Raw genomic sequence first — 26,996 nt, forward strand, 5'->3', positions numbered from 1 at the left:
CCGGTCAGCGCAACCAGACCGGGTCGGCGCCGGGCACCTCCAGCGGCGGCGGATAGTCGAGCGCCCGACGCGTCTCGTCGGGCAGCCGCCACGGCTGGTGCACGGCCTTGCCCGGCACCGACTCCAGCTCGGGGACCCAGCGCCGCACGTACGCGCCGTCCGGGTCGTAGCGCTCGGCCTGCCGCACCGGGTTGAAGCCGCGGTACGGCCGGGTGTCGTTGCCGGTGCCGGCCACCCACTGCCAGTTGCCCGAGTTGTTGACCCGGTCGCCGTCGAGCAGCCAGCGGAAGAAGACCTCCAGCCCGGGCCGCCAGTCCAGCCCGAGGTGCTTGGTCAGGTAGCCGGCGGTGATGAGCCGGGCCCGGTTGTGCATCCAGCCCTCGGCGCGCAGCTGCCGCACGCCGGCGTCGACGATCGGCATGCCGGTCCGCCCCTCGGTCCAGGCCTCCAGCGCGTGCGGGTCGTCGCGCCAGTCCTCCCGGGCGCCCCGCCGGTAGGCGGTGGTGGACAGGTCGGGGAAGCCGGCGACCACCTGGTGGTAGAAGTCGCGCCAGCAGAGCTGCCGGACGAACGGGCCGTCGCGGTCGCCGGCCCGGTTCGCCACCGCCAGCGGCGAGACGCAACCCCACCGGAGGTACGGGCTGAGCCGGGAGGTGTCGTCACCGGCCATGTCGTCGTGGATGTCGTCGTACCGGTCGAGGGTGGGCAGCCACGTCGTGAGGCGGCGCCGGGCGACGCTCTCCCCGCCCTCGGCGGCGTCCGGGCTGTCGCCCTTCGGCGGGTCGGGCAGCCGGCCCGGGTCGACGCCCTCGGGCAGCCGGATCCGCTTCGGCGCGGCCAGCTCCTCCCGGAGCCGCACACCCTGCCAGGCCCGGAAGTAGGGGCTGAACACCCGGTAGTGGTCGCCCCCGGCGGGCCGCAGCGCGCCCGGCTCGACAATTGTCAGGCCGGGGAAGAGGCGCAGGAACATCCGGTGTCGGTCGCACTCGGCGCGCAGGCGGCGTTCCCGGCGGTGGGCGTGGCGGCTGACGTCGGCGGAGAGCCCGATCCCCTCGGCACCCACCTTGCGGGCCAGCTTCACGGTCTCGGCCACCGGGTCGCCGCGCCGGACCACCAGGTCGCCGCCGCGCCTGCGGAGCGCCTCGCGCAGGTCGGCGAGGCTCTGGTGGAGGAACCGGGTCCGGTTCGGGGAGAGCTTCTGCAGCGCCGGGTCGAGCACGTAGAGCGGCACCACCCGGTCGAACGCCGAGACGGCCGCGGCCAGCGCCGGGTGGTCGTGCACCCGCAGGTCGCGGGTGAACAGCACGACCGCCGTGCGCTCGGTCATCCGGCCAGGGCCGGCTGGAGCGCCGGGCCGGGCACCCGCACCGGCGTGCCGGTCGGGGTGAGCAGCGCCCGGGCGGCCACCGACATCCGCCGGCGCTGCGGCACCAGGGCCCGCCGGACGAAGACGTCGAAGCCCTGCCCGGCCACCTCGTCGAGGATCCCGCCGTAGAGCGCGTACGCCGTGCGCATGCACGCCTGCGACGCGGGGTTGAGCAGCGGGATGCCCGGCGCGGCGGCGAGGTAGTGCGCCTGGGCGCGGGTCACCTCGTACTCGATCAGTTCGCGGATCCGGGGCGTGGTGCGTCCGGCGGCCTTGGCGGCGAGCAGGTCGTCGCGGGTGACGTCGAACTTGGCCAGGTCCTCGTCGGGCAGGTAGGTCCGACCCCGGTCGAGGTCCTCGGCGACGTCCCGGATGAAGTTGGTGAGCTGGAACGCGAAGCCGAGCTGGCGGGCGGGCTCGCGGGCGGCGGCCGGGTCGGAGCTGCCCAGGATCGGCAGCATCATGGTGCCGATGACGGCGGCCGAGCCCTCCATGTAGTCGAGCAGGTCGTCATAGGTCGGGTACGACATGACCGTCAGGTCCATCGCCATGCTGCGCAGAAACGACGCGAAGTCGTCGCGGTCCAGGTCGAACACGGCGATGGTGTGCAGCACCGCCGGCAGCAGCGGGTCGTCGACCGACGCACCGTGCAGGCCGGCGACGAACCGGTCCGACCACTCGCGCAGCCGGGCGGCCCGCTCGGCCGGCGGCAGGTCCTCGGTGCGGTCGACGATCTCGTCCGCGTAGCGGGTGAATCCGTACAACGCGTGCACATGCCGTCGTTTCCAAGCGGGGAGCAGCCGGGTGGCGAGATAGTAGGTACGGCCGTGACGCCGGTGCAGCTCGCGGCAACGGTCATAGGCAGCGGTGAGATCGGTGTCCACCGGCCCTCCTCGGTTTTCGACGCAGCAATCGACGCAACTCGTAACCCTAGGGTACGCTCCCCCACATGGCCAACGACGCAGTTGCGGGTAATGCGCTCCGCGTCGCGCCGGCACAGCCGGAAGCGACGGACGATCCGGTCCGCGGCGTACTGGCCGCGTTCACGAAAGACCTGGTCAAGGGAGTTGACGACACCCTGGCGGCGTTCCTGGCCACCGAGGTCGACTCACTCACCGAGATCGACGCAGCGATGGGTGGCTTCGCCGCGACGGCACGCGACGCCGTGCTGGCCGGCGGCAAGCGGGTCCGCCCGACGTTCGCGTACTGGGGCTGGCGCGGGGTGATCGGCGGCGAGGCGGCGGTGCAGGACGTGCTGCCCGCCCTGTCCGCGCTGGAGCTGCTGCACACGTTCGCGCTGGTGCACGACGACGTGATGGACGCCTCCGACACCCGGCGCGGCCTGCCCACCGCGCACCGGGCCGCCGCCGCGCGGCACCGGGCCGCCGGGCACGCCGGCGACCCCGACCGCTACGGCGAGGCGGTCGCCGTGCTCATCGGGGACCTCTGCATGGTCTGGGCCGACCGGTTGATGGCGCACGCCGCCGTGCCGGCGGACCGGCTGCTCGACGTGCGCCGCTGCTACGACCAGATGCGGGTGGAGACGGTCGCCGGGCAGTTCCTCGACATACTGGGCGAGCACGACGCGGCCAACTGGTCGGTCGACCGGGCGCTGCGGGTGGCCCGCTACAAGACCGCCAGCTACACCGTCCAGCGTCCGCTGCTCTTCGGCGCCTGCCTGGCCGGCGCCGACGCGGACGGTCCGCTGATCGCCGCGTACACCCGCTACGGGCTGGCCGTCGGCGAGGCGTTCCAGCTCCGCGACGACCTGCTCGGCGTCTACGGCGACCCGGAGACCACCGGCAAGCCGGCCGGGGACGACCTGCGTACCGGCAAGCCGACCGCGCTGCTGATGCTGGCCCGGCAGCTCGCCGACCCGACCCAGCGCCGGGCCCTGGACCGGGCCGGCACGGTCACCGGCGACCGCGAGGTGGCCCGGCTGGCCGACCTGGTCCGGGACACCGGGGCCGCCACCCGGGTGGAACGGATGATCTCCGAGCGGGTCGCCGAGGCGTTGGCCGCGCTCGACACCGCACCGATCGACGAGACGGCGCGCACCGCGCTGACCGGCCTCGCCACCGCCGCCACCGCGCGGCGGTCCTGATGAGCACCTTCGTGAGCACGAGCAAGGGAGCCGGAATGCGCACCGTGAACGGACGGACCGACCGGGTGGTCGTGGTCGGGGCCGGGCTGGGTGGGCTGGCGTGCGCGCTGCACTTGGCCGGCAGCGGCCGGCAGGTGACCGTGCTGGAACGCGAGCCGGTGCCGGGCGGGCGCGCCGGCCGGCTCAGCGTCGACGGGTACGAGTTCGACACCGGCCCGACCGTCCTCACCATGCCCGACCTGATCGCCGAGGCGCTGGGCGCGGTGGGCGAGGAGCTGACCGACTGGCTCGACCTGACCCCGCTCGACCCGGCCTACCGCGCCTACTACCCGGACGGGTCGACGCTGGACGTCATCACCGACACCACCCGGATGGCCGCCGAGATCGCCAAGGTCTGCGGCCCCCGGGAGGCGGACGGCTACCTGCGCTTCGTCGACTACGCCCGCAACCTGTGGAAGTGGGAACGCGCCGACTTCATCGAGCGCAACCTCGACGCGCCGACCGACCTGCTCACCGGGAACCTGCTGAAGCTGTTCGCCAACGGCGCGTTCCGGCGACTCCAGACGAAGATCAACCAGTTCTTCCGCGACCCGCGTACCCAGCGGATCTTCTCCTTCCAGGCGATGTACGTCGGACTGTCGCCACACGACGCGCTGGCCATCTACACGGTCATCGCGTACCTCGACTCGGTGGCCGGGGTGAGCTTCCCGCGCGGCGGCATCCACGCGGTCTCCCGGGGCATGGCCGGCGCGGCGGAGAAGCACGGCGTGCAGATCCGGTACGGCACCACGGTGAGCCGGGTGGAGACGGCACACGGCCGCGCCACCGGGGTGGTCACCTCCGACGGCGAGTTCGTGCCCGCCGACGTGGTGGTGCTCAACCCCGACCTGCCGGTCGCCTACCAGGAGCTGCTGCCCGAGAGCCGGCAGCGCAGGCTCACCTACTCGCCGTCGTGCGTGGTGCTGCACGTCGGTTCGACGCAGGGCTATGGCAAGATCGCCCACCACAACATCCACTTCGGACGCGCCTGGAAGGGCACGTTCGACGAGGTGATCCGGCGAGGCGAGCTGATGACCGACCCGTCGCTGCTGGTGACGAACCCGAGCCGCACCGACCCGTCGGTGGCGCCGGCCGGCAGGCACACCTACTACGTGCTGGCCCCGGTGCCCAACCTCGACCGGGCGCCGTTCGACTGGTCCGGCGACCTCACCGACCGCTACGCGCAGCAGCTCGTGGCGACGCTGGAGGAACGCGGCTACGTCGGTTTCGGCGACGGCATCGAGGTGCTGCGCGCGGTCACCCCGGCCGACTGGGCGGCGCAGGGCATGGCCGCCGGCACCCCGTTCGCCGCCGCGCACAGCCTCTTCCAGACCGGCCCGTTCCGCCCGTCGAACCTGCACAAGACGTTGGGCAACGTGGTCTTCGTCGGCTCCGGCACCCAGCCCGGGGTGGGCGTGCCGATGGTGCTGATCAGCGGCAAGCTGGCCGCCGCGCGCATCACCGGGGACTCCTGATGGGCCGGGAGGAGCACCTGGTCGAGCTGGTGGACGACGACGGCCGGGTGCTCGGCGAGACCACCGTGGCCGCCGCCCACCAGCCGCCCGGCCGGCTGCACCGGGCCTTCTCGGTGCTGCTGGTCGACCCGGACGGCCGGGTGCTGCTCCAGCAGCGGGCCGCGGTCAAGACCCGGTTCCCGCTCCGCTGGGCCAACTCCTGCTGCGGGCACCCGTTGCCCGGCCAGTCGTTGACCGACGCCGCCAACCGCCGGCTCGCCGAGGAACTCGGCCTCGGCGCGGTGGACCTCACCGAGGTGGGCGTCTACCTCTACTACGCCGAGGATCCGGCCACCGGCCGGGTCGAGTTCGAGTACGACCACGTGCTGCGCGCCGAGGTGCCCGCCGACCTGCCGACCCGGCCCGACCCGGACGAGGTGGCCGACCTGCGCTGGGTGGACCCGGTGGCGGTGCTGGCCGACCTCGACACCGACCCGCGGGCGTACGCCCCCTGGTTGGGCGGCGTGGTGAACCGGCTCCTGCACCCGGTCGGCGTGGCCCGGTCCGGCGCGCCGGCCGACGAGGCACCGGAGCGGTCGGGTGGCCGATGAGGCACTGAGCGCGGGGGCGGTCGCGCGCCGGCTGGGCGTGGCGGTCACCACCCTGCGCACCTGGCACCAGCGCTACGGCCTCGGCCCGAGCGAACACGTGCCCGGCCACCACCGGCGCTACACGCCGGCCGACCTCGCCCGCCTGGAGATCATGCGACGGCTCACCGGGGAGGGCGTCGCGCCGGCCGAGGCGGCCCGCTGGGCCCGCCAGGCGCCGGCCGTGCTCCCACCGGACCGGCTCGGCCTGAAGGCCCGTACCTCCACGGTCCGCGACGGCGGCGGCACCACCATCCCGGTCGGCCGGGCCGGGCCGGTCGCCCGCGGCCTGGCCCGGGCCGCCATGCGCCTGGACTCGGTCACCATCGGCCGCACCATCGGCGACTCGCTCGCCACCGACGGGGTGGTGGCGACCTGGGAGGGCCTGCTGCGCCCGGTGCTCGCCGGAATCGGGGAGCGGCACGCGGCCACGGCCGGGCTGATCGAGGTGGAGCACCTGATGTCCCGGTGCGTCTCCGAGGCGCTCGCCTCGGTGGCCCGGGCGCACCCGACCGTCGGACCGCCCCGGATCCTGCTCTCCTGCGCGGACGAGGAGCAGCACTCGCTGCCACTGGAGGCGCTGGCCGCCGCGCTGGCGGAGGCCGGTGTGAGTTACCGCATGCTCGGCGCCCGGGTGCCGGTGGCCGCCCTGGTCGAGGCGGTCAACCGGACCGGGCCGGCGGCCGTGGTGCTCTGGTCGCACACCCGTGCCACGGCCGGCCCGCACCAGCTCTCCGCGCTGCTGGCGGTCCCGCGCCGGCCCCTGCTGGTGCTCGCCGCCGGGCCGGGGTGGCGGGCCGACTCGCTGCCGGCCGGGGTGGTCCGACCGGTGGATCTGGCCGAGGCGCTCTCGCTGGCCGTGGCGGTACGGGACTCGCTGGACCAGTCGGCGGCGGGCTGAGGGCCTTTCCGCTCCGGGGCGGCGTCCACTACGGTCGGAAAGTCCGTCTGACCCCGACCCCCTCCGGGAGCGACAGATGCGTCCCCGCACCCTGTTGGCGTTCGCCCTCGGCCTGGTGCTCCTCGTCACCGGCTGCGGCGATCCGGGCAACACCCCGGAGAAGGTCACCGCCCAGCCGTCGGCCTCAGCCACGGCGGAGCCGAGCCCGACCCCGAGCCCGAAGCCGCGGCCGACCCGCACCACCCCACCGCCGAAGCCGAAGCTGCGGCCGGTGCCGAAGAAGCTGCCGCCGGGCCTGCACCGGGCCAGTGGGAGCCCCGGGGTGGCGTTGACCTTCGACGACGGTCCGGACCCCCGCTACACGCCGCAGATCCTGGCCCAGCTCCGGGCGGCCCGCGTCACCGCGACGTTCTGCGTGGTGGGCCGGCAGGCCAGGCGCTACCCGCAGCTGGTCGCACAGATCGTCCGCGAGGGTCACCAGCTCTGCAACCACAGCTGGCACCACGACGTCGACCTCGGCCGGCGTCCGGTGGCGGAGATCCGGGCCGACCTGGAGCGGACCAACCGGGCCATCCACGCCGCCGCCCCCGGCGCGCCGATCACCTGGTTCCGACAGCCCGGCGGCCGCTGGACCGCCGAGGAGCTCACCGTCGTCCGGCAGCTCGGGCTGCGTCCGCTGCACTGGAGCGTCGACCCGCAGGACTGGGACCACCCGCCGGCGAAGACGATCATCAAGCGGGTGGAGTCGGCGACCCACCACGGCTCGGTCGTGCTGATGCACGACGCGGGCGGCGACCGGACCCAGACGATGGCGGCCTGCCGGCACCTGATTCCGGACCTCAAGCGGCGGTACGGGATCGTCCGGCTCCGGTGAAACCACGCCTGACCTGCGCTCTTGTCCGCCGGTGTGCCGGCGGCCATACCGGTTTGGTCGTCCGAGGAGGCATGGCATATGCTTCTCATGCCTCCGGCGGGGCCGGATGGGAGCAAGTCCGCTTGAAGTTGCGAGTGTGCAATGATGGCGGGGCCGCCCTCATCGTCTAGCGGCCCAGGACGCCGCCCTTTCAAGGCGGTAGCACGGGTTCGAATCCCGTTGGGGGCACGGTCCGGCTCGCGCCGGATGCAACACCAGCCAGGTCCTGTGGAGCAGTTGGAGTGCTCGCCGCCCTGTCAAGGCGGAGGTCGCGGGTTCAAGTCCCGTCAGGACCGCAAGCGCTGACGCCGCGCACCTCATGCGCGGCGTTCTGCGTATCGGCCCATGCGGTAGCATGTGCCGAGCACCACGGCCAGGTAGCTCAGTTGGTACGAGCGTCCGACTGAAAATCGGAAGGTCGGCGGTTCGACCCCGCCCCTGGCCACATAGCCTTTCGCCGGGCTACAGAGATCCCCACCAGCGGAAACGCCGGTGGGGATCTTGCTGTATGCCCGGCGACCCCGCCGCTCAGGCGCAGCAGGTGCTCTCGGCCGCCTTGGCCAGCTGCGGGGAGTCGGCCTTGACGGTGTAGACCTCCCACGGCTCGTCGCCCGGGCCGCGCACCCAGACCTTGTCCTGGAGCGCGTAGCAGCACTCGGTGTCGTTCTCCTCCAGCGTGACCAGCCCGGCGTCGGTGAGGCGGCCGGTGGCGGCGGCGACCTCGTCGGTGCTGGCCACCTCGACCCCGAGGTGGTCCATCACGGTGGGCCGGCCGGCCTCCCCTTCGAGCAGGACGAGCTTCAGCGGGGGGTTCTCGACGGCGAAGTTGGCGTAGCCGGGGCGGCGCTTGGCCGGCTCGACGCCGAACAGCTTGCTGTAGAAGGCCACGGAGCCTTCGAGGTCGGCCACGCGCAGGGCGAGCTGGACACGGGACATGACGCCTCCTTGTCTAGATGTTTTTCGAAGCAGCACCCACCTTGCCTACTGTTTTGAAATCTGTCAACCTAGAGGAATGTCGAAACAGTCGCTGCCGGTCGTCGACCTGAACGCGGTCGCCTGCTGCCCGCCCATCGCCGTGCGCCCGATGGAGGCGGACCAGGCGGCGGTGGTGGCGCCGATGTTCAAGGCGCTCGGCGACCCGGTCCGGCTGCGGTTGATGTCGATGATCGCCTCGGTGCCGGAGATGTGCGTGTGCGACCTGACCCCGGCGTTCGACCTGTCCGGGCCGACCATCTCGCACCACCTCAAGGTGCTGCGGGAGGCCGGCCTGGTCGACTCGGAGCGGCGCGGCACCTGGGTCTGGTACCGGGTACGACCCGACGCGTTCCGGCAACTCGGCGCGCTGCTGGAGATCTCCACCGGGGACGGCGGCGCGTGAGCCTCGCCCTGGCCCGGCGGGCGTCCGCGGAGTTCGCCGGCACCGCGCTGCTGGTCGCCGCCGTCGTCGGCTCCGGGATCGCGGCCACCCGTCTCTCACCCGACGACGTCGGCCTGCAACTCCTGGAGAACGCCGTCGCCACCGCGCTCGCCCTGGGTGCGTTGATCCTCATGTTCGGGCCGGTGTCCGGCGCCCACTTCAACCCGGTCGTGTCGGCGGTCGACTGGTGGCTCGGCCGCCGCGCCGGCACCGGCCTCACCGGGCGGGACCTCGCCGCCTACGCGGCCGCCCAGACCGGCGGCGCGGCTGCCGGAACGGTCCTGGCCCACCTCATGTTCGGCCTGCCGGCCGTGACCTGGTCCCGCACCGGACGCGCCGAAGGGCACCTCTGGCTCGCCGAGGTGGTCGCCACCGCCGGCCTGGTCGTCCTGGTCTTCGCGCTCGCCCGCTCCGGCCGGACCGCCGCCGCGCCGGCGGCCGTGGGCGCCTGGATCGGCGCGGCCTACTGGTTCACCTCGTCCACCTCGTTCGCCAATCCCGCGGTCACCGTCGGACGAGCCCTCACCGACACGTTCGCCGGCATCGCCCCGGCCTCGGTGCCCGGTTTCGTCGCCGCCCAACTCGTCGGCGGCGTGGTCGCCGTCGCCGCCCTCGCCGTCTGGTACCCGCACGCCGCCGACACGGCCGACGCCGTGGTCCTGCCCCACCTCACCAGGGAGAACGAAGCCCGATGACCACGCCCAGCGTGCTGTTCGTCTGCGTCCACAACGCCGGCCGCTCCCAGATGGCCGCCGGCTGGCTCCGCCACCTCGCCGGCGACGCCGTGGAGGTGCGCTCCGCCGGCAGCGAGCCCGCCGACCGGATCAACCCGGTGGCGGTCGAGGCCATGCGCGAGGTCGGCATCGACATCACCGGCCAGACCCCCGCCCGGCTCACCTGGGACGCGGCGCAGGCCAGCGACATCATCGTGACCATGGGCTGCGGGGACGCCTGCCCGGTCTTCCCGGGGAAACGGTACGAGGACTGGAAGCTCACCGACCCCGCCGGGCAACCCCTCGACGTGGTGCGGCAGGTGCGCGACGAGATCAGGGCGAAGGTCGCGGCGCTGGTCGCCGACCTCCGACGCGACTGACGCGACTCACTGCGGCGTCTGGCCGCGACGCCACACCTCGCCCTGGACGCCGTGCCGCTCGGCCGCGTGCCGTTCCTGCTCGGATCGGGCGTCGCGCGCGGCGGTCGAGTCCTCCGGCCCGGACAGCCGCGCCCGGTCCCGCCGGGCCACCAGGACGACCGCCCCGATCATCAGCACCGCCATGACCACCAGCAAGCCGACCAGCGCTCTCATGACGTCGAGCGTAGGAAGACCTGTCAATCCTCTTGCGCCTCAAAGTTTGTAATGCAAACCTATTTGGGTCACAGTAGCTCGATGCCCCGGGAGGAACCATGTCGTCCGCACCGTCACCTCGCGAGGAGAGCCCGGAGGAACTGCTCGACTCGGTGACCACCCTGCGCCGCAGAGCGCGGGCGGCCCGCCAGGCGTACTGGTTCCCGCTGGTGCTGTTCGGCGTGCTGACCGTCGCGGCCGCGCCGCTGTACGTCGAGTCGACGGAACCCGCCGCCCTGCGCGCCGTCCAGGACAACCCGCCGCTCACCGGCCTCGGCGGCGACTTCCTGGAACGGTCGGCCGCGCTCGGCTGGTACTGGCTGGCCGCGCTCGTCGGCGGCTACCTGCTCAGCCTCGCCTGGTACCGGCGGCACGGCCGGCGCTCCGGCGTGCAGACCCCGACCCGGGCGTACGTCGTCGCCGGCATCGCCGGCACGCTCGTCGGCCTCGTCCTCCCCGTCGTGCTGGAGTTCCTGCTGTTCAACACCGCGGCGCCGGTGTCGGACGGCACCCGGTGGCTGACCGGCCCGCTGCTCGGCGCCGCCAACCGCGGCATGCTGCCGCACCTCGTGATCGCCCTCGGCCTGGCGGTCCTCGCCCACCTGGAACGCAGCCGACGCCTGTGGCTCGTGGTCGGTCTCTACACCGCCGTGCTCGTCGCGGTGAACGCCTGGTTCCAGGTCGCCGACCTGCAACCGGGCGACCTCCACCGGTTCAGCTTCATGCTGGCGGCCCTGCTTCCCGTGCCGGTCCTGCTGATCGGCGGGGGTGTCGCGCTCGCCGCCGCCAAGCAGCAGCACAATGGGTACGCGTGAGCACCGAGGACGGCCCCCGCAGCGCGCCGGCGTACCCGACGAACGGCCTCGACGACACCGTCCACCAACGGCACCGGCTCGGCATCCTGACCATCGCCGCGGAGAGTGAGCGGGTGGAGGTCGTCTATCTCCGGGAGGCCCTCGAACTCACCGCGGGCAACCTGTCGAGGCACCTCACCGTGCTGGAGGACGCGGGCCTGATCCAGGTGGAGAAGGGTTACCACGGTCGTCGTCCGAGAACCTGGATCCGGATCACCCGGGAGGGCCGGCGGGCCCTGCTCGCCGAGATCAACGCCCTGCGGGCGCTGCTCACCCGCCACACGGCCCTCGACCCCGGCGCGGACCCCGCCTGAGATCGCGGGTACGTCAGCGGTCCCGGCGTGGGGGGCGGTTCTGGGCCATGCCGCCCTGGATCGCCTCCCACACGCTCCGGCCCGCCTGCCGCAACGTCTGCCCGGCCTGACCCGCCAGCTGCGCCGCGCCGGCGGCCGAACCCGGGCCGGAGCCGGCGTCGTCGCTCGTGCCACCCGCACCACCCGACCCGGCGTCGCCGCTTCGACCACCCTCGCCGCCCGGCCCCGCGTCGCGGCCGGAGCCCCCGTCTCCCGAGTCGGCGTCAGGAGCGGAGCCCGAGCCGGCTTCGGGCCCGGCTTCCGGGCCTTCGCTCTCGCGGGCGGGGCCCCTGCCGACCCCCGAGCCGGCGGCGAACTCGGCCGCGGTCTCCTCGGCCGGCCGGACCGCCGATGCGGTGACCTCGGCCGCCGCCCGGTCCACGACCGGCGCGCCGAGCTGACCGGCCGCGCGGTGCACGTCCTCGACCGTCGCCCCGACCGACCGGGCCAGCGCGTCGATCACCTGTGGGTTCCGGTCGATGGTGGTCAGCGCCCGGTCCAGGATCTGCACCAGCTTCTCCAACCGGACCTTGAGCAGCGCCTCGGCCCGGACGCCGGTGATGTCCAGCTCGACGCCCTCCAGGTGCACCCGGACGCCCGCGTCGAGCTGGAGCAGGTTGGCCAGCCGGGCCCGCAACGACAGGTCCGCGTCCAGCCCGTCGACCGTCAGCCGGATCTCGTCGACCGACAGCTCCGGCACGTCGAGCAGGACGTCCGGCTCCGGCCCGGCGCCGCCCCCCTGCTCCGGCCGCTCGTCGGCAGGCTCCGGCACGCGTTCGCTGGCTCGACTCTCGCTCATGCTCCCCGCTCCCCCGTCGGCCGGTCCGTCCGGTCCGGGTCAGCGGCGGTTACCCGCTTTGCGGTACGGCATCCGTCGGCCGCGACCGGGTCCCGTCGATCGACGATTCCGCCCGTCCCGGCTGTCGGAAACACGGGTTTCCCGCTGTCCGGAAGCGGGCGCGACGAAAGCTGCACAGCGAGACATGAGCCGGTATGGTCCGGGCCTATGGGACAGGAGATGGCCGATCCGGATGAGGTCCGGCAGGAATCCGACCGCTTCTCCCTCCGCAGCAGCCTCCTGGTCCCCGTGCCCGTGGAGCGGGCGTACGCCGTCTTCACCGGCGCGCTGTCCGACTGGTGGGTCCGCGAATACACCTGGTCCGGGCCGCAGGCGCTGGCCGGGCTCGGCATCGAGCCGCGGGCCGGCGGCATGCTCTACGAGATCGGCCCCTACGGCTTCCGGAACGACTGGGGCCGCGTGCTGACCTGGGACCCGCCCCGGCGGCTGGTCTTCACCTGGCAGATCGGGCCGGACCGGGTGCCGGTGCCGGATCCGGCGCGGGCCAGCGAGGTGGAGGTCCTCTTCCATCCCGAGGACGCCGGGTCGACCCGGGTGGACGTGGAGCACCGCTACTTCGACCGGCACGGCGCGGCGGCCGAGGGCTACCGCCAGGCGCTCACCGCGGGCTGGCACGAGCTGCTCTGCCGCTACCTGGCGACGGCGGCCCGCGCGGAGGACTGACCGGAGCCGAGAGGCGGTCAGCCGGTGATGCCCCGGCCCACGCCCGGGCCACCCAACCCCGTACCGCCCAGGTCGGCCCGGCGGCCGGCGTCCGCGCCCGAGCCGTAGCCACCTCCGGCGAGGCGGCGGCGCGGGGCGGTACGCAGCCGCGGGTACACCTCGGCGAGCCGCCGCTGCACGCGGTCGGAGCGGTCGGCGAGCACCAGCGCCATCGACGGCGCCCCGGCCTCGGCGACCGCCCCGGCCTCGGCGACCGCGCCGGCCTCCGCCGCGCGCAGCCGCTCGGCGACGACCTGGGCGAAACCGGCCAGCCAGGTGCGCCGGTACGCGGCCGGATGCTCGCCGTCCGGCACGACCGCCCCGGCCAACCCGTGGGCGGCCTGCACCAGCAACGAGGTGAAGAGCAGCTCGGCCCGTTCCAGGTCGCTGGCGAAGCCGAACAGGTGCATGGCGAACCCGGAGCCCTGCCGGCGGCGTACGCAGCGGCAGCGCAGCGGGTCGGCGACCGCCGCGAGCAGGCCGGCCTTGTCCCGGGCGTACGGGGCGACCACCTCGACCACTCGGTCGCCCACCGGGTCACGGGTCGGGTCGGCGGCGGCCAGCAGCGCGCGGTCGACGCCGTAGCGGGCGATCAGCTCGGTCGCCTTGGCCATGAAGGCGGCCGACTCGGCGGGGGTGCAGGCCGGGTCCTCGGCCTGGGCGAGCAGCTTGCGCACCTTGCTGAGCATCGCCTCGGACATGCCCCAGAGCTATCACAGCGCCGTCGGGCGCGAGCGTTCAGTCCTCGCGACTGCGCAACGTGGCGATGGTCGAGCCGGCCAGGGTGAGCAGGCAGTCGGGCAGCAGCCCGTCGGCCGCCGCCGCGCCGAACAGCGCCTCGCCGGTGTCGGCGTCGTCGTTGGCGCACGCGCTGACGAAGCGCGCCACCCAGCGGGTGTCGTAGTCGGCCTGGTCGATGCCGGGGAAGTCGAGCGCGGCGGCACCTGCGGGCGCGTCGTCGCCGAGCATGGTGGCGGCCAGGCACCAGGCCACCCCGTACGCCCCGGACAGCCCCGAGCGGTCGACGACCGCGTCGAAGGCGCCGACCACGCCGGCGCCGTCCCCGACCAGCGCCGAACGGAGCACGGCGGTCGCGTCGTCCAGCGTCTGCTGTGCTTCGTCGGTCACCTGCGGAACAGTAGCGCCGGGGGTCAAGCGGTGACCCCGGATCGGCCCGACGATCACGCACAGTGATTCCCGCAGTCGGGGTGCCGACGGAGCCCACTCCACAGTCCCGCCCGCCGCGCCGGCACGCTAATGTGCGCAGCGGACCTTCGCCCGAGGAAGGACGACCATGCTGAGAACACGCACGTCGCGCGCGGCCCTGTCCACGGCCTGCGCGGCGCTCCTGCTCGCCACCAGCGCCTGCGGGAGCGACGAGCCGAAGGACGCGACCACCACCCAGGTACGCCTCTACGGCACCGACGGCAACATGCTCAACTCCTACGCCGCGTCCCTCAAGGACCGGGCGGATCTCCTCAACGGCATGAAGGGCACCACCCCTCTCACGCCGCTGCCGGAGAGCTTCAAGGAGCGGCTACGCAACGTAGACCCGAAGCTGACCGACTATCTGTACTCGGCGGAGTCGTACGACGCCGTGGTGATCAGCGCGCTGGCCGCCCAGCTCGCCGGCACCACCGCGCCGGCCGAGATCGCCAAGCAGATCGTCGGGGTGACCACCGGCGGTCAGCGCTGCGACGAGGTGGCGGCCTGCCTCCAGCTCGCCCGCGCCGGGCAGGACATCGAGTACCGGGGCGTGTCGCTGACCCGGGCCGGGTTCACCGACACCGGCGAGCCGGCCACCGCGAGCTACGGCACGTTGCACTTCGACAACGAGAAGATCGACGACGCGAAGACCGAGTTCGTCGGCGCGGGTGAGGACTCGGGCGCGAGCAGCAAGGCTCCGCCGCGTGGTCGCAAGGTGCGCGACGGCAAGGCGAAGGACGCCCCGCTGGTGCTCGGCGGCCTGCTGCCGAAGACCGGTGACCTGGCGCTGGCGTACCCGCCGATGGCGGCCGCCGCGGCGCTCGCCCTCGCCGAGGTCAACGCGGCCGGCGGCGTGCTCGGCGAGCCGGTGAAGTGGGTCGACGGCGACGACGGCACCAACCCGGCGGTGGCGAAGGCGACGGTGGCCTCGCACGTCGCGCAGGGCGTCCAGGTCATCATCGGCGCCGGCGCCTCCGGCATCTCCCGCGCGGTGCTGCCGGACGTGGTGGCCGCCGGCCGGATCCTGTTCTCGCCGTCGAACACCGACGCGGGCCTGAGCACCGTGGACGACAAGGGGCTCTACTTCCGCACCGCGCCGCCGGACAGCCTCCAGGGCCGCGCCCTGGCCGACGTGATGCTGCGGGACGGGCCTCGCAAGATCGTGATCCTGGCCCGCAAGGACTCCTACGGCGAGGGTCTCCAGGAGAACGTCCGGGCCGAGCTGGAGAAGGCCGGGGTCGGTGCGGACCGGCTCAAGCTGCTCACCTACCTGCCGCCGGAGGACCCGAACACGCCTGTCGACTTCGGTGGCCTCGCCCAGGAGATCAAGGGCTTCGGTCCGGAGGCGGTGCTGCTGATCGGCTTCGGTGAGTCCATGCCGGCGATCACCGCGCTGGCCGACGCCGGGGTCCAGATCACCCGCTGAGACGCGCGTACGACGGGGGCCGCACCGGGACCACCGGTGCGGCCCCCGTCGTCTCAACGGGCCTTCCGGCGCTCCAGGAACTCGGTCATCCGCCGCCGCTTCTCCTCGTCCTCGAAGAGCACCGCCTGGCTGAGCAGGTCGAGCTGCGGGTGCGCGGCCGGCGGCGCGTCGACGGCAAGCTTGGTCAACCGCAACGCCAGGGCCGAGCCCTTGGCCATCTCGTCGAGCAGCCCGTGCGCGGTGGGCAGCAGCTCCGCCGGATCGGCCACCACCCGGTTGACCAGACCGATCCGCAGCGCCTCGTCGGCGTCCACCCGCCGGCCGGTGAAGAGCAGCTCCTTCGCCCGGGCCTCGCCGATCAGGGCGGGCAACCGGTAGGTCGCGCCCGCGCCGGCCAGGATGCCCAACCGCACCTCCGGCTGACCGAACACCGCACGGCCCGTGCACACCCGCAGATCGCACGCGTACGCCAGTTCGGCGCCGCCGCCCAGCGCCGGGCCGTCGACCGCCGCCACGGATGGCATCGGCAGCGCCCGGATCCGGGCGAAGACGCCCTGGTTGATCGCGGCCAGCGCGTCCAGCCGGCCGCGTTCGCGCAGCTGGGCGATGTCCGCGCCGCCGGCGAAGATGCCCGCGGCGCCGCCGGTGAGCAGCATCAGCCGGGGCCGCGCCTCCAGCTCGGCGCAGACCGCGTGCAGTTCGCCCACCAGGTCGGTGTCGATCGCGTTGCGCTTCTCCGGCCGGTCCAGCGTGACCACGAGGCGGTCCGGCAGTTCCTCGATCCGCAGCCCATTCATCGCTTCTGGCCGTCCTTCCAGGTGTAGAAGCCCTGGCCGGACTTCTTGCCCAGCTTTCCGGTGGCCACCATCTCCAGCAGCAGCGGCGGCGGCGCGAACCGGTCCCCGTACGCGGCCTGGAGGGTGCGCGCGATGTCGAGCCGGACGTCCAGCCCGACCAGGTCGGTCAGCTCCAGCGGACCGATCGGGTGCCGGTAGCCGAGCACCATGGCCTTGTCGATGTCGGCCGGGCCGGCCACCCCGTCGGCCACCATCCGGATCGCCTCCAGGCCGAGCGTGACGCCGAGCCGGGAGGTGGCGAAGCCGGGCATGTCGCGTACCACGACGGGGTCCTTGCCCAGGCGGCCGGCGAGCGCGACGGCCGCCTCGGTGGTCTCCGGCGCGGTGGCCGGGCCGATCACCACCTCCAGCAGTGCCATCGCCCAGACCGGGTTGAAGAAGTGCAGCCCGAGGAAGTCCGCCGGGCGGTCCAGCCCATCGGCCAGCTCGGCGATCGGGATGCTGGAGGTGTTGCTGCCCAGCAGCACCGGTCGGCGGCCCTCGGCCTCGCGGAGCACGGCCCGCTTGAGGTCGAGCCGCTCGGGCACCGCCTCCACGATCACGTCCGGCTCCTCGGCCACCTCGGCCAGGCCGGCGCGCAGGGTGACCCGCGCCCGGTTGGCGGTCGCCGCCTCCTCGGTCAGCTTGCCCCGCCGCACCCCGCGCTCCCACAGCTCACCGAGCCGCCGGACGGCGTCGGCGCCCCGGGCCGGGTCGACCTCGACCAGCTCGACCGCGTACCCGGCGCCGGCCGCCACGTACGCGATGCCGAGGCCCATGGTGCCGGCTCCGACGACCACAAAACGACCACTCATCGACGTCCCCTCGCCGCGGCGGGGGCGGGCGGGGTCTCCGCCGCGCCGGGCCCGGCCGCTCGCTCCTGGATGCGACCCTATGCAGGGCCGGGCCGCCGGGCATGCGTGGGGGCGGAGCGGACGGGGTACAGACGGCCGTCAACGCCGAAGGAAGGATCGAGATGAGCCAGGCACCGGAGAGCGCGCAGAACACCGAGACGGTCGAGACGCGCGGCGACGAGCGGGTGGACCTGCTCCGCGCGGACACCAACAACGACGGCAAGACCGACGTCTGGGTGGTGGACACCGACGGCGACGGCAAGGCCGACCTGTTCCAGTTCGACACCGACGGCGACGGCAAGGTGGACATCACCATGGTCGACATCGACGAGGACGGCACCCCGGACGAGGTGGTCGACGGCGACGGTGGCCTGCCGCCGGAGCAGACGACCCCCACCGTCCAGGTCTGAGATGCAAGGAAGGGCCCCTTCTTAACGCGTAGGCGCTTGAAAGGGGCCCTTCCTAACGCCGCAGGGCGAGCGTGGCGAGGTAGTAGGGGTGGTCGGTGTCGTCCACGTCGGTCAGTCGCCACGGTGAGCCGTGGACCAGCTCCGCGAACTCCTCGGGCGAGCAGACCAGGTAGTCGAACCACTCGGTGCCGAGAAGCCGGTAGCGCAGCCGCAGCCGCAGCTGCCCGCCCAGCCGGCCCCGCCGCCGGTTCCGCTCGTGGTAGCCGGTGTGCACCGGGTCGGTGGTCCCGTACGGGTCGGTGCCGTGCGCGATCACCGTCGCCCCCGGCCGGGCCAGCGCGGCGAGCGCGGCCAGCAGCGCGGGGGCCCGCTCCCGCCCCTCGAAGAGACCGAGATTGTTGCCGAGCAGCAGGAACGTGTCGTAGCGCCGTCCGTCGGCGACGTGCTCGTCGACGGTGCCGTGCACCAGCTCGCGTACGCCCCGGTGCCGGCTGACCCGCAGCGCGCCGAGCGAGGTGTCCAGGCCGGTGACCGGCACGCCGCGCTCCTGCAGGTGCAGCGCGATCCGGCCGGCGCCGACGCCGACGTCGAGCACGTGCCCGTGGACCCGGTCGACCGCCCGGTGGTCGTGCGGCTGCCAGCGGTCCGGCGGGTCGAGGTAGTGCCCGGCGGGCGCGCCGTTGACCAGCCCGTCGTCGCGCTCGATGATCTCGATGACCGGGCGGGGCAGGCGTCCGCCGGCCATCGGTCGGGGACCGATGCCGGTCGCCACCGCGTACGCGTCGCGGATCATCTCGCCGAACACGTCGCCGATCTCGGGTTCCCCGGTCATGAGAGAGCACGCTATCCGGGCTCGGCGCCGCTGTCGCAGCCGTATCCTGGGCGGCGTGACCGACCTGGACCGCCTGGCGGCGGAGAAGTACGTCCTGCTCACCACGTTCCGCAAGGACGGTCGGGCGGTGTCGACCCCGGTGTGGGCGGTGCGCGACGGCGACGCGCTGGCGGTGTGGACCGTGTCCGACTCCGGCAAGGTCAAGCGGATCCGGCGCGACGGCCGGGTCACGGTCGCGCCGTGCGACGTGCGCGGACGCCCCCACGGTGAGGCGGTGCCGGCCCACGCGACGATCAGCGACCAGGAGAGCACCCGGCGGATCCGGGGCCTGCTCAAGCACAAGTACCGGCTGATCGGCCGGCTGAGCCTGCTGGGCAGCCGGCTGCGCCGGGGGGAGGGCGGCACGGTGGGGCTGCGGATCGTCCTGGACGGACCGGCCCCCGGACACGATTAAGGGCGGTGGCCCGTCGGCCGACCGCCCCTGATCGGGATTTCCTGAGGAACTTCGGGTCGTCAGTCTCCCTGACGCTGCTGGGGAATCTGCCCCTGCAGCAGGGCCCGAACCTCCGACTCGCGGTAACGGCGGTGGCCGCCCAGGGTCCGGATGGCGCTGAGCTTGCCAGCCTTGGCCCACCGGGTCACCGTCTTCGGGTCGACACGGAACATCGACGCCACCTCGGCCGGTGTGAGTAGCGGCTCTGGTTCGTGCGTTCGCGATGCCATCGGGGTCACTCCTCCACATGTATAGACATCGGCCGGGGTCCCGCCGGCCGACGCGTCTCCCATGGTCCGGCTAGTCCCCGATGTCCGACATGGGCCGAACGGCTGAAGGTCCCTAGACGGACGGATGAAGCATGCCCGATTTTTACGACTTTTATGCCGCAGAAAGTACCTTATTCGGACTCATGATCACGGTTCGTGATGCGTCAACTACGAGACACTCTCGTATCACGACCCTCGAAAGGGGGCAAACCGGGCGTCAGTTGCAGCGCTCCAGCAGCTGCACCGCACGCCAGCGCGCGACCAGCTTGTCGTAGGCCGCCGAGGCCTCCTCGGCCTCGCCCCGGGCCAGCCCGGCCAACCCCTCCGCGACCAGCTCGGTCGAGTCGTCGGCCAGCAACGTCTCGTCCGGCAGCAGCTGCACCAGGCCGCCGTAGTCCAGCTCGACCACCGACCGCGGGTGGAACTCCTCCAACCAGCGGGCGGCCTCCTCGACCGCCTCGGTGATCGGCGCCTCCCCGACCGACTTGCGCAGCACCGACAGCGCCCGGGAGGAACGGCGCCGCGCCTTGGAGATCTCCGTGCGGAAGCGCAGCGCACGCCGCTCCGGCTCGGTGACCAGATGCCGCTCCCCGGCCTCGAACAGCACGAACCAACGCAGCGGCACACCCCAGGTGGCGATCTGCTCGTGCACCCGGGGCACCCCGTGCTCCAGCACCCGGGCCCCGCTGCGCCAGTCCTCCACCACGGCCTTGGCCTGCCCGGCCAGCACCGGCGGCACGAACGCGTCGGCGAGCACCGACGGCACGCCGTCGCGCGCGCTCAGCGCCGCCTCGGCGACCCGGATGCGCAGGTTCCACGGGCAGACCAGCAGCGCCTCGTCGGTCTCCAGGACGTACGCCTCGTCCGGCAGGTCGGGCAACCGGGTCCAGCCCGCGCCGAGCGCCTCGATCACCGCCGTCCGCTGCCGCACCGGCCCCTCCAGCGGGGCGATCGCCCGGCCCTCGCTCACGTACCGGCGCCAGTACGACTGCCGGTCCCGGTCGAAGGCGGTCAACGGCTCGTACACGCGCAGGTATGAAGCGAAGAGCGACGGCACGGCGCGATCCTCCCACGAGACGGGACCCCCCGTCGCCGCCGTCACGCCGGCGGCGTGACGTGCGCGACAGTACGGTTCCGGCCGATATTAGGCTCAACGACACCGGCAGCATCCCGCCGGCGTGCCACCGAAGGTTCCGCGCCCCACAAGGGCGCACACCGACACAGGAGTCAGCCATGGGCGTATTCGCCAGCACCGACGACCCGGTATCCACGGGTCACGAGCAGGTCGTGTTCTGCCAGGACAAGCAGTCCGGCCTGAAGGCGATCATCGGGATCTACTCCACCGCGCTGGGCCCCGCGCTCGGTGGCACCCGCTTCTACCCGTACGCCAGCGAGGCCGAGGCCCTCGCCGACGTGCTCGACCTCTCGCGGGGCATGGCGTACAAGAACGCCCTGGCCAACCTCGACCTCGGTGGCGGCAAGGCGGTCATCTGGGGCGACCCGGAGCAGATCAAGAGCGAGGCGCTGCTGCGCGCCTACGGCCGCTTCGTGGAGTCGCTGAACGGCCGCTACTACACCGCCTGCGACGTCGGCACCTACGTCGCCGACATGGACGTCATCGCCCGGGAGACCCGCTACGTCACCGGTCGCAGCGTGGAGCACGGCGGCGCGGGCGACTCGTCGATCCTCACCGCCTGGGGCGTCTTCCAGGGCATGCGGGCCGCCGCCGAGCACGTCTGGGGCAGCCCGACGCTCGCCGGCCGGCGGGTCGGTGTGGCCGGTCTGGGCAAGGTCGGCAAGTACCTCACCGCGCACCTGTTGGAGGACGGCGCCGAGGTCGTGGCGACCGACGTCAACCCGCGCGCCCGGGAGTGGGTGCGCACCACCCACCCGCAGGTCACCCTGGTCGACGACACCGCCGCCCTGGTCGCGTCCGACATCGACGTGTACGCCCCGTGCGCGCTGGGCGGCGCGCTCGACGACGAGACCGTGCCGGTGCTGCGGGCCAAGGTGGTCACCGGCGCGGCGAACAACCAGCTCGCCCACCCGGGCATCGAGAAGGTCCTCGCCGACCGGGGCATCCTCTACACCCCCGACTACGTGGTGAACGCCGGTGGCGTGATCCAGGTCGCGGACGAGATCGAGGGCTTCAACTTCGATCGGGCCAAGCTGCGCGCCACCCGGATCTTCGACACCACGCGGGAGATCCTGCGACTCGCCGACGACGAGGGCGTCCCGCCGGCGGTCGCCGCGGACCGGCTCGCCGAGCGGCGGATGGCCGAGGTCGGCCGCCTGCGCACCATCCACCTGCGCTGAACGTCACCCGGGGGCGGGCCGGCCGGCTCCGCCCCCGGGCACACGCCGGACCGGGTACGGCGTTAAGCTGATCCTCGGGATATTTCGTCCGGTTTGCGCGCTGTCACGGCCGGCACCGGCCGACGCCCCTTACCCGGTACACTTTGTGACGGCTGGAACACTGCGACGCGCAGGGCCGGTCGACGGTGACCCGAGGTGCCGAACGGTGGCATCCCCATGTACCGTAAGAGCCACGAGAGATGCCTGACGTCATCGGGGCCCGCCTTCGGGCTGCCCCGCATTCTGTGCGAGGGGGTCGAGCCATGGGGCGCGGCCGTGCTAAGGCCAAGCAGACGAAGGTGGCCCGGGAGTTGAAGTACCACTCCCCGAACACCGACCTAACCGCCTTGCAGCGCGAGCTGGCGGGTAGTGGTAAGTCTGAGCACAACTTCGACGACGACTACAAAGAGTATGTCGACGACGATGACGAGGACCACGCGGACGACGACCCGGACACCTGGGCCCGACCGACCCGCTGACCTCCCATCACATCTGAGCACGCGGCAACCCCCGCGTGCTCACGCATGTGCTCTGCCGAGCCGGCGTTCGACCGACGATCAGGGACCTGCCGCACCGGGGCGACCCCCGGCCGCACCGGCAGGTCCTTGATCTCGGAACCGTTCCCTCAGCGCGGTCGGTTGTTCCAGTTGTAGAACGTCGGGATGTTCTCGAAGTGGTTCCACGCGCAGACCGCGCTGGCGCCGTCGCCCCCCGACACCTCCGACCGCAGCAGCCGAGCCGCCTCGGCCTCGTGGAGCAGCGCGGTCAGCCCCGCGGCCGCGTCCCGCACCCGGTCGGCGACCACGTCCCGGTCGTTGTCACTGGTGATCTCGGGCATGCTCCAACACTCCCTCCAATAGGCGGATCTTGCTGTTGCGGCAGTGCTCGGTCTCCGTGCCGTCGAACCGCCCCAGCTCGAAGTAGCGGTTGGCGGCGTGACCACCACCGCAGAACCCGAAGTAGGCGCAGGACGACCGGCACGCCTCCACCCCGGTGAGGAACTCACCGACCCAGGGCGTCCGCCCGGCGCCGGCGAGGATCTCGCTCAGCGGGGTGGTCAGCACGTTCCCGCTGCCGAAGTCGCCGTACCGGGGGTCGCTGAAGCCGGCCAGCTCGGGGGAGAGCACCACCACCGAGCCGTCGTGGCCGACGGTCGGGATCGGGTCGAGGTGACGGGGCAGCAGGTCGTCCGCCGTGCCGGCCAGGACCGCCCCCGCGTACCGCAGTGACCACTCCACCTCGCGCAGGTGGATCCGGGGATCCCGACGCCAGGCCGCGACCAGCTCGGCCCAGAAGCCGGTGACGTCGGCCGCGTCCCGGGCGTTCGTCCGGGTGTTGACGCCCTCGGTCTCCTCGATGTTGACGCCCAGCACCTCGCAGCCCAGGTCGAGGAAGTAGTCGTACAGCTCGGTCGCCAGCCCCGGCTCCGGCCGGGAGACCACCGCCAGCGCCGAGAAGGGCAGCCCGTGTCGGCGCAGCGCCGCCACCCCGGCCACGATCCGGTCGTACGCCGGACGCCCGCCCCGGGTGACCCGCTCGGCGTTGCGCGCCCGCGGGCCGTCCACGCTCACGCTCACCCGCACCCGGTGCTCGGCGAAGAACGCGCACCAGGCGTCGTCGACGAGGGTGGCGTTGGTCTGCACGTGGTGCTCGACGTCCGGCCCGAACGGGGCCAGCAGCGCGGCCAGGTGCTCCCGACCAGCCGCGAGCGGCTCCCCGCCGTGCCAGACCACGGAGAAGCGCCCCCCGGCCGACCAGGGGTTCACCGACGCCGCCACCGCCTCGGCCACCGCCACCGGCATCCGCCGGTCGGCCGCGCGCAGCGGCAGGTAGCAGTAGGCGCAGTCGAGGTTGCAGAGCGTGGTCGGCTGCATGACCACGTACGAGGGGACGGCGGCGATGCCCCGCATCCCCTCGGGCGTGCGCGCAGCCATCGACCCCTCCCCCGCGTGCCTGGAAACCGAACCTTCAGGCTAGGCGGCGGTGGCCGCTCGGGTGAACCCCCGATCAGGTGCCCGGCTGATCAGCGGAGCGTGATCATCCCCGGGTGTGCTGGCCGACCATCTGCACGTTGCCCGAGCCCTCGATGATCTCGCCGGCCTGCCAGGCCTCGACGCCACGGCCGGTCAGCGTGGCCAGCGCGCGGTCGGCGTCCTCGGCGGAGACGATCGCGAACATGCCGACGCCCATGTTGAACGTCGCCTCCATCTCCGGGTCCTCGATCCGGCCCTTGGACTGGATCAGGTCGAAGATCGGCTGCGGCTTCCAGGTGGAGCGGTTGACCACCGCGTCGACGTGCTCCGGCAGGACCCGGACCAGGTTGCCCGGGATGCCGCCGCCGGTGACGTGGGCCAGGGCCCGCACCTCGGCCTCGGCGATCAGCTTCAGGCAGTCCTGCGCGTAGATCTTGGTCGGGGTGAGCAGCTCCTCGCCCAGCGTGCGCTGGCGGCCGAAGTCGTCGATCACCACGTCCAGCCGCATCCGGCCGGCGCCCAGCAGCACGTGCCGGACCAGGGAGTAGCCGTTGGAGTGCAGACCGGAGGAGCGCATGGCGATCACCACGTCGCCCACCTCGACCCGCTCCGGGCTGAGGATGTCGCTCTCCTCCACCACGCCCACGCCGGTGGCCGAGATGTCGTACTCGTCCGGGCGCAGCACGCCGGGGTGCTCGGCCGTCTCGCCGCCCAGCAGCGCGCAGCCGGCGTACCGGCAGCCGTCGGCGATACCCGCGCCGATCTCGGCGACCTTGTCCGGCACGACCTCGCCGGTGGCGATGTAGTCGAGCAGGAACAGCGGCTCCGCGCCGCAGGCGACCAGGTCGTCGACGACCATCGCGACCAGGTCGATGCCGACCGTGTCGTGGATGTCGAGCTGCTGGGCGATCACCAGCTTGGTGCCCACGCCGTCGGTCGAGGAGGCGAGGATCGGGTTCTTGTATTTCTTGGTGTCCAGCCGGAACAGGCCGGCGAAGCCACCGAGGTCACCCATGACCTCCGGGCGCCGGGTCTCCCTGACCTTGGACTTGAGCAGCTCGACCGCGCGGTCGCCCGCCTCGATCGACACCCCGGCGTCGGCGTACGAGACCGAGCGTTTGCGCTGCGTCCGGCCGGATCCCGCCGTCCAGGGCTGGCGGTCGCCGCCGGCGCCCGTCGGGCTGGATCCTGCGCCGCTGCGCTCGGACACGTGCGTCACGGTTCTCCCCTTTGTGGTTCCCGCGGGACCGGAGCGGCCGGACCCGCGTCGGTGGTGCTACGGGTGGTGGGTCGGTGTGGCGACGAGCGGGACGGTGGGCTCGACCGCCTCGGCGGCGACCCGGCGACCCACTCCCTCGAGCACGTGCTTGCCGATCAGGTTCCCGGCCGGCAGTTCGATCGGGTACTCCCCATCGAAGCACGCCCGGCAGAGCCGCGTCTTCGGCTGCTCGGTCGCGGCGATGAGACCGGGCAGGGACACGTAGCCCAGCGTGTCGGCGCCGATCGAGCGCCGGATGCCCTCGTTGTCCAGCCCGTTGGCCAGCAGTTCGGCCCGGGTGGCGAAGTCGATGCCGTAGAAACAGGGCCAGCTCACCGGCGGCGACGAGATCCGGACGTGGACCTCCAGCGCCCCCGCCTCGCGCAGCAGCCGGACGATGGCCCGCTGCGTGGTGCCCCGGACGATCGAGTCGTCCACCACCACCAGCCGCTTGCCGCGCACGTTCTGCCGCAGCGGGTTCAGCTTGAGCCGGACACCGAGCGCGCGCAGCGTCTGCGAGGGCTGGATGAAGGTGCGCCCCACGTACGGGTTCTTCATCAGACCCTGGCCGTAGGTGATGCCGGACTCCTCGGCGTAGCCGATGGCCGCCGGGGTGCCCGACTCCGGCACGGGGATCACCAGGTCGGCCTCGACCGGGTGCTCCTTGGCGAGCTGCCGGCCGATCTGCACCCGGGCGGCGTGCACGTTGCGGCCGGCGATGGTGGCGTCCGGCCGGGCGATGTACACGTACTCGAAGAGGCAGCCCTTGGGCTCCGGCGCGGCGAACCGGCTGGAGCGCAGCCCGTTCTCGTCGATCGCGATCAGCTCGCCCGGCTCCACCTCGCGCACCACGCTCGCGCCGACGATGTCCAGCGCGGCGGTCTCGCTCGCCACCACCCAGCCGCGCTCCAGCCGGCCGAGGACCAGCGGGCGCACGCCGTGCGCGTCGCGCGCCGCGTAGAGCGTCGACTCGTCCATGAAGACGAAGCTGAACGCGCCCCGCAGCTGCGGCAGCACCTCCATCGCCGCCGCCTCGACCGAGAGGTCGGGCCGGCTGGCCAGCAGCATGGTGACCAGCGAGGTGTCGTTGGTCGAGCCGTCGGAGTCGACGCCCCGGGCGGACACCTCGCGCCGCAGCTCGGCGGTGTTGACCAGGTTGCCGTTGTGGGCCAGCGCGATCGTCGTGCCGGCGGTGGTGGCCCGGATCGTCGGCTGGGCGTTCTCCCAGGTCGAGCCGCCGGTGGTCGAGTAGCGCGCGTGCCCGATGGCGACGTGCCCGCGCAGGCTCGCCAGGGTCGGCTCGTCGAACACCTGGGCGACCAGCCCGAGGTCCTTGTAGACCACCACGCCGGAGCCGTCGCTGACCGCGATGCCCGCGGCCTCCTGGCCCCGGTGCTGGAGGGCGTAGAGCCCGAAGTAGGTGAGGTTGGCGACCTCTTCCCCGGGCGCCCAGACGCCGAAGACGCCGCACGCGTCCTGGGGGCCGGGTCGCTGGGGGTCAAGGTCGTGGCTCAGCCGGCCATCGCCTCGGGGCACCTGCCGCTCCCTCATGGTGGGGGTCTGGACTGGCCTGGCGGAGTCGGGGGGCAGCTCCGCACCGTGGGCCGGGACCGTCGTCGGGCACCAGTGTACGCGAACAGGAGTCGACACCGACAGTCACGAACCGTCCGCCGAGCGTGACGCCGTTCGGCGGCGTCGGCCCGCCTAAATCGGGAGGTACGCGGAGAGGTCGGCCCGGATTCCGGAGACCCGTACGCGACCCTCGGTGACCGCTTCCGCCCAGCCGAGGCGTCCGGTGGCCACCGCCAGCCAGGTCGCCGGGTCCATCTCCACCACGTTCGGCGGGGTGCCGCGGGTGTGTCGCGGACCGGTCACGCACTGCACCGCGCCGTAGGGTGGGACACGCACCTCCACCGATCGGCCGGGGGCGCGCTCCGCAAGGGCGGCCAAGAGCGTCCGGACCGCCTCCCGGAGCACCGGCCGTTCGGGCGTACGCCCCTCGTCCAGCGCCGTCAGGGCGGCTGACACCACGTCGGAATAAGCGTGCGGAGAGGACACGACGGGACGATACGACCCGGCAGAAGGCCGCACGACGCCGGCCCTGGGTAGAGATGATCCGGTCAGACAAGG

Annotated in this window: 33 protein-coding genes and 3 tRNA genes; 19 read left to right on the forward strand and 17 right to left on the reverse strand. The window is 73.1% G+C overall.

All coding sequences use genetic code 11. The features are described from left to right. Nucleotides 1-4: 4 nt before the first annotated feature. Nucleotides 5-1,327 (reverse strand): cryptochrome/photolyase family protein, encoded by a 1,323-nt coding sequence (locus GA0070622_RS01115; RefSeq protein ID WP_091565616.1) that lies wholly within the window; start codon nucleotides 1,325-1,327, stop codon nucleotides 5-7. Continuing rightward, nucleotides 1,324-2,250 (reverse strand): phytoene/squalene synthase family protein, encoded by a 927-nt coding sequence (locus GA0070622_RS01120; protein ID WP_091565620.1) that lies wholly within the window; start codon nucleotides 2,248-2,250, stop codon nucleotides 1,324-1,326. The genes GA0070622_RS01115 and GA0070622_RS01120 overlap by 4 nt, the downstream gene beginning before the upstream one ends. A gap of 65 nt (nucleotides 2,251-2,315) precedes the next feature. On the opposite strand from GA0070622_RS01120, the gene GA0070622_RS01125 reads away from it, so the two are divergent. From GA0070622_RS01125 to GA0070622_RS01160, 8 genes are all read left to right on the forward strand, one after another. Further along, entirely contained in the window at nucleotides 2,316-3,470 is a 1,155-nt protein-coding gene (locus GA0070622_RS01125) for a polyprenyl synthetase family protein (RefSeq protein ID WP_091565625.1), read from the forward strand. 35 nt (nucleotides 3,471-3,505) lie between these two features. After that, nucleotides 3,506-4,984 carry a phytoene desaturase family protein gene (gene crtI / locus GA0070622_RS01130; RefSeq protein WP_091565629.1) on the forward strand — a complete coding sequence of 493 codons (1,479 nt, stop codon included), beginning with the start codon at nucleotides 3,506-3,508 and terminating at the stop codon, nucleotides 4,982-4,984. Beyond that, nucleotides 4,981-5,574 carry an isopentenyl-diphosphate Delta-isomerase gene (idi, locus tag GA0070622_RS01135; protein ID WP_091576711.1) on the forward strand — a complete coding sequence of 198 codons (594 nt, stop codon included), beginning with the start codon at nucleotides 4,981-4,983 and terminating at the stop codon, nucleotides 5,572-5,574. The genes crtI and idi overlap by 4 nt, the downstream gene beginning before the upstream one ends. Further along, nucleotides 5,564-6,511, forward strand: coding sequence for a MerR family transcriptional regulator (locus GA0070622_RS01140; RefSeq protein WP_091565632.1), 948 nt, complete (start codon nucleotides 5,564-5,566; stop codon nucleotides 6,509-6,511). The genes idi and GA0070622_RS01140 overlap by 11 nt, the downstream gene beginning before the upstream one ends. A gap of 76 nt (nucleotides 6,512-6,587) precedes the next feature. After that, nucleotides 6,588-7,385: a polysaccharide deacetylase family protein gene (locus tag GA0070622_RS01145; protein WP_091565635.1), complete on the forward strand. Its 798-nt coding sequence runs from the start codon at nucleotides 6,588-6,590 to the stop codon at nucleotides 7,383-7,385. A 155-nt stretch (nucleotides 7,386-7,540) separates the two neighbouring features. After that, nucleotides 7,541-7,613, forward strand: a tRNA-Glu gene (locus tag GA0070622_RS01150). Between the two features lie 33 nt (nucleotides 7,614-7,646). Then, nucleotides 7,647-7,720, forward strand: a tRNA-Asp gene (locus tag GA0070622_RS01155). A 75-nt stretch (nucleotides 7,721-7,795) separates the two neighbouring features. Continuing rightward, nucleotides 7,796-7,869, forward strand: a tRNA-Phe gene (locus GA0070622_RS01160). An 83-nt stretch (nucleotides 7,870-7,952) separates the two neighbouring features. On the opposite strand, the gene GA0070622_RS01165 is transcribed toward GA0070622_RS01160, so the two are convergent. After that, nucleotides 7,953-8,360 (reverse strand): ArsI/CadI family heavy metal resistance metalloenzyme, encoded by a 408-nt coding sequence (locus GA0070622_RS01165; RefSeq protein ID WP_091565640.1) that lies wholly within the window; start codon nucleotides 8,358-8,360, stop codon nucleotides 7,953-7,955. 76 nt (nucleotides 8,361-8,436) lie between these two features. On the opposite strand from GA0070622_RS01165, the gene GA0070622_RS01170 reads away from it, so the two are divergent. The 3 genes from GA0070622_RS01170 to GA0070622_RS01180 are packed head-to-tail and all read left to right on the forward strand — an operon-like array spanning nucleotide 8,437 to nucleotide 9,934. Next, nucleotides 8,437-8,802 (forward strand): ArsR/SmtB family transcription factor, encoded by a 366-nt coding sequence (locus tag GA0070622_RS01170; protein ID WP_091565644.1) that lies wholly within the window; start codon nucleotides 8,437-8,439, stop codon nucleotides 8,800-8,802. After that, complete coding sequence (locus GA0070622_RS01175; protein WP_091565649.1) at nucleotides 8,799-9,536, forward strand: aquaporin; 738 nt, start codon at nucleotides 8,799-8,801, stop codon at nucleotides 9,534-9,536. Before GA0070622_RS01170 ends, GA0070622_RS01175 begins: the two co-directional genes overlap by 4 nt. Beyond that, complete coding sequence (locus GA0070622_RS01180) at nucleotides 9,533-9,934, forward strand: arsenate reductase ArsC (protein ID WP_091565652.1); 402 nt, start codon at nucleotides 9,533-9,535, stop codon at nucleotides 9,932-9,934. The genes GA0070622_RS01175 and GA0070622_RS01180 overlap by 4 nt, the downstream gene beginning before the upstream one ends. 6 nt (nucleotides 9,935-9,940) lie before the next feature. Here GA0070622_RS01180 and GA0070622_RS01185 read toward each other — a convergent pair whose 3' ends face one another. Next, nucleotides 9,941-10,147, reverse strand: a complete 207-nt coding sequence (locus tag GA0070622_RS01185) for a hypothetical protein (RefSeq protein WP_091565655.1) — start codon at nucleotides 10,145-10,147, stop codon at nucleotides 9,941-9,943. Nucleotides 10,148-10,245: 98 nt separating this feature from the next. On the opposite strand from GA0070622_RS01185, the gene GA0070622_RS01190 reads away from it, so the two are divergent. Together GA0070622_RS01190 and GA0070622_RS01195 are read left to right on the forward strand one after the other, a co-directional pair. Beyond that, a complete protein-coding gene (locus tag GA0070622_RS01190; protein WP_091565659.1) occupies nucleotides 10,246-11,001 on the forward strand; it encodes a hypothetical protein in 756 nt (251 codons plus the stop codon). Further along, on the forward strand, nucleotides 10,998-11,354 hold the full coding sequence (locus GA0070622_RS01195) for a winged helix-turn-helix domain-containing protein (protein ID WP_091565662.1): 357 nt from the start codon (nucleotides 10,998-11,000) through the stop codon (nucleotides 11,352-11,354). The genes GA0070622_RS01190 and GA0070622_RS01195 overlap by 4 nt, the downstream gene beginning before the upstream one ends. A gap of 13 nt (nucleotides 11,355-11,367) precedes the next feature. On the opposite strand, the gene GA0070622_RS01200 is transcribed toward GA0070622_RS01195, so the two are convergent. Then, entirely contained in the window at nucleotides 11,368-12,192 is an 825-nt protein-coding gene (locus GA0070622_RS01200) for a hypothetical protein (RefSeq protein ID WP_091565667.1), read from the reverse strand. Nucleotides 12,193-12,399: 207 nt separating this feature from the next. Here GA0070622_RS01200 and GA0070622_RS01205 point away from each other — a divergent pair, with 207 nt between their 5' ends. Beyond that, nucleotides 12,400-12,915, forward strand: coding sequence for an SRPBCC family protein (locus GA0070622_RS01205; RefSeq protein ID WP_172967872.1), 516 nt, complete (start codon nucleotides 12,400-12,402; stop codon nucleotides 12,913-12,915). A 17-nt stretch (nucleotides 12,916-12,932) separates the two neighbouring features. On the opposite strand, the gene GA0070622_RS01210 is transcribed toward GA0070622_RS01205, so the two are convergent. Both GA0070622_RS01210 and GA0070622_RS01215 read right to left on the reverse strand, forming a co-directional pair. After that, complete coding sequence (locus GA0070622_RS01210; RefSeq protein ID WP_091565670.1) at nucleotides 12,933-13,655, reverse strand: DUF2786 domain-containing protein; 723 nt, start codon at nucleotides 13,653-13,655, stop codon at nucleotides 12,933-12,935. Between the two features lie 37 nt (nucleotides 13,656-13,692). Then, a complete protein-coding gene (locus GA0070622_RS01215) occupies nucleotides 13,693-14,082 on the reverse strand; it encodes a hypothetical protein (protein ID WP_091565673.1) in 390 nt (129 codons plus the stop codon). A gap of 166 nt (nucleotides 14,083-14,248) precedes the next feature. Between GA0070622_RS01215 and GA0070622_RS01220 the strand changes: the two genes are divergently transcribed. Beyond that, entirely contained in the window at nucleotides 14,249-15,586 is a 1,338-nt protein-coding gene (locus GA0070622_RS01220; protein ID WP_091565677.1) for an ABC transporter substrate-binding protein, read from the forward strand. Nucleotides 15,587-15,639: 53 nt separating this feature from the next. Here the strand turns inward: GA0070622_RS01220 and GA0070622_RS01225 are convergent, their stop codons facing one another. Beyond that, nucleotides 15,640-16,383 carry an enoyl-CoA hydratase/isomerase family protein gene (locus tag GA0070622_RS01225; RefSeq protein ID WP_091565682.1) on the reverse strand — a complete coding sequence of 248 codons (744 nt, stop codon included), beginning with the start codon at nucleotides 16,381-16,383 and terminating at the stop codon, nucleotides 15,640-15,642. Then, nucleotides 16,380-17,237 (reverse strand): 3-hydroxyacyl-CoA dehydrogenase family protein, encoded by an 858-nt coding sequence (locus GA0070622_RS01230; protein ID WP_091565686.1) that lies wholly within the window; start codon nucleotides 17,235-17,237, stop codon nucleotides 16,380-16,382. Before GA0070622_RS01230 ends, GA0070622_RS01225 begins: the two co-directional genes overlap by 4 nt. Before the next feature lie 161 nt (nucleotides 17,238-17,398). Here GA0070622_RS01230 and GA0070622_RS01235 point away from each other — a divergent pair, with 161 nt between their 5' ends. Then, a complete protein-coding gene (locus GA0070622_RS01235) occupies nucleotides 17,399-17,686 on the forward strand; it encodes a hypothetical protein (RefSeq protein WP_091565690.1) in 288 nt (95 codons plus the stop codon). A 52-nt stretch (nucleotides 17,687-17,738) separates the two neighbouring features. Here GA0070622_RS01235 and GA0070622_RS01240 read toward each other — a convergent pair whose 3' ends face one another. Next, nucleotides 17,739-18,518, reverse strand: coding sequence for a class I SAM-dependent methyltransferase (locus GA0070622_RS01240; RefSeq protein ID WP_091565695.1), 780 nt, complete (start codon nucleotides 18,516-18,518; stop codon nucleotides 17,739-17,741). 55 nt (nucleotides 18,519-18,573) lie between these two features. Here GA0070622_RS01240 and GA0070622_RS01245 point away from each other — a divergent pair, with 55 nt between their 5' ends. Continuing rightward, on the forward strand, nucleotides 18,574-18,972 hold the full coding sequence (locus GA0070622_RS01245; RefSeq protein WP_091565699.1) for a PPOX class F420-dependent oxidoreductase: 399 nt from the start codon (nucleotides 18,574-18,576) through the stop codon (nucleotides 18,970-18,972). 59 nt (nucleotides 18,973-19,031) lie between these two features. Here the strand turns inward: GA0070622_RS01245 and GA0070622_RS01250 are convergent, their stop codons facing one another. After that, nucleotides 19,032-19,241, reverse strand: a complete 210-nt coding sequence (locus GA0070622_RS01250; protein ID WP_007073996.1) for a BldC family transcriptional regulator — start codon at nucleotides 19,239-19,241, stop codon at nucleotides 19,032-19,034. Nucleotides 19,242-19,497: 256 nt separating this feature from the next. Then, nucleotides 19,498-20,337 (reverse strand): DUF8083 family protein, encoded by an 840-nt coding sequence (locus GA0070622_RS01255; RefSeq protein WP_091565702.1) that lies wholly within the window; start codon nucleotides 20,335-20,337, stop codon nucleotides 19,498-19,500. 176 nt (nucleotides 20,338-20,513) lie between these two features. On the opposite strand from GA0070622_RS01255, the gene GA0070622_RS01260 reads away from it, so the two are divergent. Both GA0070622_RS01260 and GA0070622_RS01265 read left to right on the forward strand, forming a co-directional pair. Further along, nucleotides 20,514-21,596 carry a Glu/Leu/Phe/Val family dehydrogenase gene (locus GA0070622_RS01260; protein ID WP_091565706.1) on the forward strand — a complete coding sequence of 361 codons (1,083 nt, stop codon included), beginning with the start codon at nucleotides 20,514-20,516 and terminating at the stop codon, nucleotides 21,594-21,596. Between the two features lie 302 nt (nucleotides 21,597-21,898). Beyond that, on the forward strand, nucleotides 21,899-22,114 hold the full coding sequence (locus GA0070622_RS01265) for a DUF3073 domain-containing protein (protein ID WP_013283429.1): 216 nt from the start codon (nucleotides 21,899-21,901) through the stop codon (nucleotides 22,112-22,114). Between the two features lie 146 nt (nucleotides 22,115-22,260). Here the strand turns inward: GA0070622_RS01265 and amcA are convergent, their stop codons facing one another. The 5 genes from amcA to GA0070622_RS01290 all read right to left on the reverse strand — a co-directional run bounded on the left by amcA (nucleotide 22,261) and on the right by GA0070622_RS01290 (nucleotide 26,894). Continuing rightward, nucleotides 22,261-22,473: a multiple cyclophane-containing RiPP AmcA gene (gene amcA, locus GA0070622_RS01270; protein ID WP_091565709.1), complete on the reverse strand. Its 213-nt coding sequence runs from the start codon at nucleotides 22,471-22,473 to the stop codon at nucleotides 22,261-22,263. Continuing rightward, nucleotides 22,454-23,545, reverse strand: coding sequence for a cyclophane-forming radical SAM peptide maturase AmcB (amcB, locus tag GA0070622_RS01275; RefSeq protein WP_176558855.1), 1,092 nt, complete (start codon nucleotides 23,543-23,545; stop codon nucleotides 22,454-22,456). Before amcB ends, amcA begins: the two co-directional genes overlap by 20 nt. A gap of 127 nt (nucleotides 23,546-23,672) precedes the next feature. Continuing rightward, nucleotides 23,673-24,827, reverse strand: a complete 1,155-nt coding sequence (purM, locus tag GA0070622_RS01280; protein ID WP_091565718.1) for a phosphoribosylformylglycinamidine cyclo-ligase — start codon at nucleotides 24,825-24,827, stop codon at nucleotides 23,673-23,675. Between the two features lie 57 nt (nucleotides 24,828-24,884). Continuing rightward, nucleotides 24,885-26,402, reverse strand: coding sequence for an amidophosphoribosyltransferase (gene purF, locus GA0070622_RS01285; RefSeq protein WP_091576715.1), 1,518 nt, complete (start codon nucleotides 26,400-26,402; stop codon nucleotides 24,885-24,887). Nucleotides 26,403-26,570: 168 nt separating this feature from the next. Further along, entirely contained in the window at nucleotides 26,571-26,894 is a 324-nt protein-coding gene (locus tag GA0070622_RS01290; protein ID WP_091576717.1) for a sterol carrier family protein, read from the reverse strand. Between the last annotated feature and the right edge of the window lie 102 nt (nucleotides 26,895-26,996).

Source organism: Micromonospora sediminicola (genome assembly GCF_900089585.1).
Taxonomy (GTDB): domain Bacteria; phylum Actinomycetota; class Actinomycetes; order Mycobacteriales; family Micromonosporaceae; genus Micromonospora; species Micromonospora sediminicola.